6 protein-coding genes are annotated in these 6,887 nt (G+C 45.3%); all 6 read left to right on the top strand.

Translation table 11 applies throughout. The annotated features are described in order from the left end of the window. The first annotated feature begins 482 nt into the window (after nucleotides 1–482). The 6 genes from HWQ38_RS23125 to HWQ38_RS23100 all read left to right on the top strand — a co-directional run bounded on the left by HWQ38_RS23125 (nucleotide 483) and on the right by HWQ38_RS23100 (nucleotide 6,837). Complete coding sequence (locus HWQ38_RS23125) at nucleotides 483–839, top strand: hypothetical protein (RefSeq protein ID WP_292798260.1); 357 nt, start codon at nucleotides 483–485, stop codon at nucleotides 837–839. 103 nt (nucleotides 840–942) lie between these two features. Beyond that, on the top strand, nucleotides 943–1,965 hold the full coding sequence (locus tag HWQ38_RS23120) for a spore photoproduct lyase family protein (protein WP_292798266.1): 1,023 nt from the start codon (nucleotides 943–945) through the stop codon (nucleotides 1,963–1,965). A gap of 274 nt (nucleotides 1,966–2,239) precedes the next feature. After that, complete coding sequence (locus HWQ38_RS23115; protein WP_292798258.1) at nucleotides 2,240–3,721, top strand: site-2 protease family protein; 1,482 nt, start codon at nucleotides 2,240–2,242, stop codon at nucleotides 3,719–3,721. Between the two features lie 5 nt (nucleotides 3,722–3,726). Continuing rightward, nucleotides 3,727–3,903: a hypothetical protein gene (locus HWQ38_RS23110; protein ID WP_292798256.1), complete on the top strand. Its 177-nt coding sequence runs from the start codon at nucleotides 3,727–3,729 to the stop codon at nucleotides 3,901–3,903. Next, nucleotides 3,900–4,091, top strand: a complete 192-nt coding sequence (locus tag HWQ38_RS23105) for a hypothetical protein (RefSeq protein ID WP_292798254.1) — start codon at nucleotides 3,900–3,902, stop codon at nucleotides 4,089–4,091. The genes HWQ38_RS23110 and HWQ38_RS23105 overlap by 4 nt, the downstream gene beginning before the upstream one ends. Before the next feature lie 763 nt (nucleotides 4,092–4,854). Beyond that, nucleotides 4,855–6,837 carry an alkaline phosphatase family protein gene (locus HWQ38_RS23100; protein ID WP_292798252.1) on the top strand — a complete coding sequence of 661 codons (1,983 nt, stop codon included), beginning with the start codon at nucleotides 4,855–4,857 and terminating at the stop codon, nucleotides 6,835–6,837. The last annotated feature ends 50 nt before the right edge of the window (nucleotides 6,838–6,887 follow it).

Here is a 6,887-nt window from a genome sequence, read left to right as displayed (position 1 = left end):
TAGTACTAGAGTACTATTTGTTAGCGATCGCATTGTGCCAGTTGCGTAAGTCCTGATATCCTACAAGTGAACAAAGAGGCTACTAATAAATTTACAACTTGAAGGAGGTATTATTTGCAATCAAACTAAACTTGCAGAAATATGACTGTTAGAATGCATCGGGATGCATTGGCATTGTAAAGAGACGCATTGGCATTGCAAGGTATTGCCAAATTTAATTCGCTACAAATTAATGAAATGCTGTACCGAACAAGCCAAGGTTAAGACTCCAACCTAAAACTTGAGTTTATTGAGCTTGGTGAAACCCCAGAACAAGCCTAAAAGCTGGTAAGAATAGTGTGACTGACATAGAGATATCAAGCAGCAATTGGGAAAGGAAACTACTACCTTGAATTGGGTATAAGCCGTATGGTCTATGGCTTTAAGGTCACTTCTCTAGATTTTATAATATAACTAAGACTTAAAGATAACGCTTCAATTATATGAAAATACTCTCATCAGAGCTAGTCCATTTGGGATTTGGCAAATATGTGCGTTCTGACCAAGTAACAGCAGTTATACCAATAGAAGAGGAGCGGGGACCAGGGCGACGAACCTTTGTTCACGTTCAAGGGCAAAGCGATCCAATTATCGCCTCTCGCGCTGAAGATACGATTGTGCGTGATTTAGTACAGGAACCACGCGAGGTTACGCAAGCCCGTCAGCAGCAGGAAATTCTTCAAGATTTATTGGTAAATTTAGGTAATGTTAATTCCACTGTGCGTCGAATTAACCGTGATGAAGGCAGTTTGGATCTTGATTTGTTAGAGCGACGAATTAAGCAAGTCCTTGAAAATTAATTGCAAAAATCAGCAAACTAAATAACGGAGAAGGATATTGCTGAATACAATTACAGACCAAGTTTCAGTATCAGAGACACAAACAAAATCGCCAAGGTTGTGGATACCTGAACGGGTACTGTTTACACCTGCTGCCCTAGATGAGGATTGGGGGCAGCAGATTCTTACGCGTGTGCAGTCACTCAACTTACCAATAGAAGAACTATCACAGAACCGCCTGAAGGGACTGCGCGGTGAGTCTGAGCGAGATACTTACAACATCGCCAAGCGTACCTTAGCGGTAGTTACTGCACCACCCAGTTCCTTTAAACTGAGTCCCATCCCACCTTCTGCGGATTGGCAGTTTCACATTGCTGAGGGTTGTCCTGCTCACTGTCAATACTGCTACTTAGCTGGTAGCTTGTCGGGACCACCTGTCATCCGCGTTTTTGCAAACCTACCACAGATATTAGAGAACTTAGCTAACTACGAGCAAGCGGGGAAAACCACGACTTTTGAAGTTAGCTGTTATACTGACCCATTGGGTATTGAGCATTTAACTGGAAGTCTTGCTGAATGTATCCGTTATTTTGGCACTCGTACCAATGCACATCTACGTTGGGTATCGAAATTTGATGCTGTAGATGGATTACTCGATTTACCACACAATGGGCATACTCACTGTCGGATGAGTGTTAATGCCGCACCAATTTCTGGTAAGTTTGAAGGTGGCACAGCATCCGTAGCATCCAGACTTAATGCATTGCGACGGTTGGCGCTACCACAAGAGCGTGGCGGTGGCGGTTATCCAATAGGCTTAGTGATTGCGCCAATTATGCCGATAGACGATTGGCAGATGCACTACAGTAGTTTGTTTGACCAGATAAACGAGGCACTGGATTTTGACTGTGACCTTACCTTTGAGCTAATCTCGCATCGGTTCACACCTGGGTCAAAAGAAGTGTTACAAACTTGGTATCCGCAATCAAAATTAGAGATGGATGAGGCAAAACGCAGCGTCAAGCGTAATAAGTTTGGTGGGACGAAGTACGTTTATGATCGCGACACAATGAAGGCGTTGCGCTGCTTTTTTGAGAGTGAGATTAGTAGACGCTTTCCAAACGCTGAAATTCTTTATTGGACTTAGAAGAAATCTCTCGTTCTCTCTCGTTAAGAGTCTCTGACTGGGAATGCGTATTGGAGGCTCCGCCTCAAGTCAGACATTGAGTCAAGGGTTATCAAGCTAGGTTTTTAGGACTTGTGTGTACACCGTAGCTATAGGCGGCGTGAGGTTCTTTTATTATGGGTACTACGCACAAAGTGGGATAATTTGGGCAGACTACAGGCGGCGTTATACATTAATAAATGTATCTGCAATACCGGACTTGTTCTGGCTCAGTCTCAATAGCAAAGGTTTGGAGATGTTTACTTTATCAGAAACTTCTATCCTGGCGGCAATCCTACTAGTAGCTTTAGGCATTTTGGGCTGGGGCTTTTATCGCGCCAGACCTTTTGGTAAGCTGGGAATCTTAGCCTGGTTACAATCGGTGGTGTTGATGACTCCCTGGCTGCTGTTTTTTGGATTGTTTGCCGCCGGGATTTACATCAACATAGCGGGTATATTGTTCTTAGTGGTGACTTCCGCCGGATTGTACGTCTACTTGGGCAGACAGTTACGCGCAGCTGGGCAAGATGCCGTCCTCAAGCAACGCGCCACAGAAAGACTCGCGGCTGATTCCTCACTTGCAGCAAATTCCCCACAATTAGCAGTCGCAGAACTGAAACCGGAGATTCCACCACTACCGGAAGACGACTTAAATGCAATTAAAGGCATTTTCGGTATCGATACGTTTTTTGCCACAGAAACGATCGCCTACCAAGATGGGGCCATTTTCAAAGGCAATCTACGGGGAGAAGCAGAAGAGGTTCACAACCGTCTAACTGCAAGTTTAGGGCAACGCCTTGGTGATCAATATCGCCTATTTTTAGTGGAAAACACAGACGGCAGACCCGTAGTGATTGTCCTACCCAGCCGCAATGATCCCCGGCCGATGTTGTTATCGCAAAAAGTTTTTGCAGGTATTCTGTTGATCGGAACTATTGCCACAAGTTTAGAAGCTGCGGGCTTATTGCTAAATTTTGATTTCTTTGGCAATCCAGGGCGATTCACAGAAGCTTTGCCCATAGGTGCTGGGATATTGACGATTTTAGTAGCTCACGAAATTGGTCATTGGATACTTGCCCAGCGTCACCAAATTCGCCTTAGCTGGCCTTTCTTTCTGCCTGCTGTGCAAATTGGCTCCTTTGGTGCAATTACCCGCTTTGAGTCTCTGTTACCCAACCGCAAGGTATTATTTGATATTGCCTTGGCAGGGCCAGCCGCAGGTGGTATTGTCTCTTTGTTAATGTTGGTGACAGGCTTGCTGCTTTCCCACCCAGGTAGTTTATTTCAATTGCCCAATCAGTTTTTCCAAGGGTCGATTTTGGTGGGAAGTTTGGCGCGAGTTGTCCTTGGTTCGGCTTTGCAATCATCCCTGGTAAGTGTTCATCCCCTAGTGGTGATTGGTTGGTTGGGGTTAGTAATTACCGCTTTGAACTTAATGCCCGCAGGACAACTAGATGGTGGCCGCATTGTTCAGGCAATTTATGGACGCAAAACCGCAGGACGGGCAACGATCGCAACTTTAATTTTACTGGCGCTAGTGTCTCTTGGTAATACTCTTGCCATGTACTGGGCGATCGTGATTTTCTTTTTGCAACGAGAACAAGAACGTCCCAGCTTGAATGAAGTCACTGAACCAGATGATGCTAGAGCCGCTTTGGGTCTTTTAGCTCTATTCTTGATGATTACCACGCTTCTACCCCTAACTCCCGGCTTGGCTGGGCGATTGGGAATAGGATAGTGCTTATGGAGCCAACACCCAAACAAGCAATATCCGCAATTCGGGTGTGCGCCCAACTTACCAGGGTTTATAAACGAATAGACCTTGTAAGATTGGACGAGCGCACCAGAAATATTTATCTCTTGGCTAATAATTCAATCGAAGCTGAGGTAACACCAACTGGAGAGATTCTTTGGTTATGACAATACCTAACTTTCAACAAATGCCTTTAGAACAGCTAAGAGCTTATATTTTGGAGCATCGCAACGACGATGAAGCGTTCCATGTCTACATTGATAGAAGACGCGCCCAATCTCCAAAACAGGTGCCGATGACAATTGAGGAAGCGGAGGCTGAATTACAGAGACGGTTTGGACAGCAAGCTAGTTAAATAATTTGTAATTCGTAATTCGTAATTCGTAATTAAGTTTTGTAACGGGGATTTAGCGCTGCATTGCGGTCTTGGGGTCTCCCCCGCCGCAGGATGCGCGTTCGCAAAGCGTCTCGCAGAGAAGCGCTGTAGAGGAGCAACTTTGCAAGACAGACCCCGCCACAAAACTTGCTTTTTTATTGAACCGGGGGACTTAAACTAAACCGTTTTTGGTTAAAAAACCATGACAGATTCTTAAGTGTTTGTCGGTGAACCTTCACTTACAGCTATTTTTAGGTAAATAGACCACGCAGTAGGGGCACAGCAATGCTCATTGGTGTCAACTTAACTTCCAGAAGATTTCATCTGAAGTTGACACCAATGAGCAATGTTCCCTACCAACGTATTTGTATCATTATTTATGAAAGTGAAACGGTATTAGGAGTTGCCTAAACTTCATTTGTTCTTTTAAAATTTGGAAGAAGTTGTAGTTGTGGAAGACAACAACTTTACTACATCAGCCCTCTCTCTTCATACTCTTTTTTTGGCAAAGGTATTGTCTTTAAAGAATACTTATTAAAAACATAATCACACTTTAACGGTGTACCACTAATCTGAAATGAAGTAAGTCGGCGCTAATATTTCAAGCTATGTTAAGAAATTTAAATCATGTACGGTGCGTAACGCATTCAGCTAACACACCGTCAACAATTCAAGGTGCGTTAGCCTATGGCATAATACACCCTGTTTCTACTTTAAATTTATATTTCTTCATATATGAATTTTGATCGCCAACTTACTTACAGCAGTTCATGATAGTAATCTCATGTTGGACAAACCTCTTAGAAGAAAATGCTTAAACTACACATCAATTGGTGTAGTTATTATGGGGCTTACTGGAGGACCGATAGTCTCCACTTTTGCCCAGGCTCAGGAGATTAAGAGTCTCGATACTAAGACTCTCACTCCGATCAAGCACGTCATTGTCATTGTTGGTGAGAACCGAACCTTTGATCATGTCTTCGGTGCCTACCAACCGCGATCGGGTCAAACAGTGTCTAATCTGTTATCCAAGGGGATTATCAATGCTGATGGTACGCCTGGACCGAACTTCCAAGCAGCAACTCAATACAAAGCTTCCATCACCTATACCTTCTCGTTGAGTCCTGCTAACAAAAAACCCTATACAACGCTACCCCCGCCTAAAGCTGGCGGTGGACAAATTGCAAGTGACACGAATCCGCCTCCCTTCAAGACCTTGGCTGCCGTCCAAGCTGCCAAACCTGCGCTGCTGCCGGAGGATTTCGGACTCCTACTGACCGGTGCAACTGGATTGCCGAGTGGTACTGTGGATACCCGAATCAGGAACGTGAATAAGTTACGAAGTGGCCCTTTCCAACTGACGCCTGGTGTGCCCTATGACGCCTACGCGGCCAGCCCTGTACACCGCTTCTATCAGATGTGGCAGCAGGTGGATTGCAACATTAGCCATGCGAGTGCAGACAATCCCAGTGGCTGTCTTAAGGATCTTTTCCCTTGGGTCGAGGTGAGCGTCGGTGCAGGCAGCAATGGCAAGCCGTTTTCGACTTTCACCGATAAAGAGGGTGCCACCTCAATGGGCTTCTACAACGTCAATACCGGAGATATGCCATACTTCAAATCTCTGGCTGACGATTACGCAATCAGTGACAACTACCATCAACCTGTCATGGGTGGTACTGGCGCAAACTCAGTAATGATTGGTATCGGTGATGCCATTTGGTATAGCAATGGCAAAGGCAGTCCAGCCACACCGCCACCAAATGAGATTGAGAATCCCAACCCGCAGCCTGGAACCAACAACTTCTACACACAGGATGGCTATTCTGGCGGCACCTACACTAATTGTTCTAACCCCAGCCAGCCAGGGGTTAGACCTGTTTTGAATTATCTGAATTCCCTCCCCTACAAACCAAAGTCCAACTGTGCGCCGAATACCTACTATCTCCTGAACAACTACGATCCTGGCTATTTTGGTAACGGAACGGTTAACAATGGGGTCACTAATAATGGCTTTGTGATCCCGCCGTCATCTGTTCGCACCATTGGTGATGCCTTGTTGGAAAAGAATATTTCGTGGCGCTACTACGGTGAAGGTTGGAACCGATACGTTAAAAATCCAAGCAGTAACACCAACGTCTATTGCAACATTTGCAACCCCTTCCAGTACGTGACGTCAATTATGACGAATGAGAAGGTACGGACGGAGCATTTGAAGGACACCACGGATCTGGATAACGATATTAACAACAATAAGCTGCCCGCAGTCTCCTTTGTGAAACCTGGTGGCTTACTTGACGGTCATCCAGGGTCGTCAAAGTTTAGTCTGTTTGAAGCTTTTACTAAGAAGATTATCAAAGAGGTTCAAAGCAAGCCTGAACTCTGGAAGGACACAGCAATTCTGATCACAGTTGATGAGGGTGGTGGATATTTCGATTCTGGCTACATTCAGCCCCTCGACTTCTTCGGCGACGGAACACGGATTCCTTTAATTGTGGTGTCGCCATACTCTCGCGGTGGTCGCGTTGTTCATACGTATTATGACCATGTTTCGATTCTGAAGTTTATTGAGAAGAACTGGGGACTGTCGCCACTCACCAATCGTAGTCGTGACAATCTACCCAATCCTCAAACCCGCCGCGCAAATCCTTATGCACCGATTAATGGCCCCGCGATCGGCGACTTGATAGATATGTTCGACTTCTCAAAACCATATTCACGGGGATAACGACGCTCTGGGTAGGGGTTTTGGTAAGGCAAGTAGAGCTGAAATATTGA

Origin of the sequence: Nostoc sp. NMS7 (genome assembly GCF_017115085.1) — a bacterium.
In the GTDB taxonomy this organism is placed as follows: Bacteria; Cyanobacteriota; Cyanobacteriia; order Cyanobacteriales; family Nostocaceae; genus Nostoc.
Note: the sequence above shows the minus strand (reverse complement) of the source record. Positions and strands in the feature narration are given on the sequence as shown.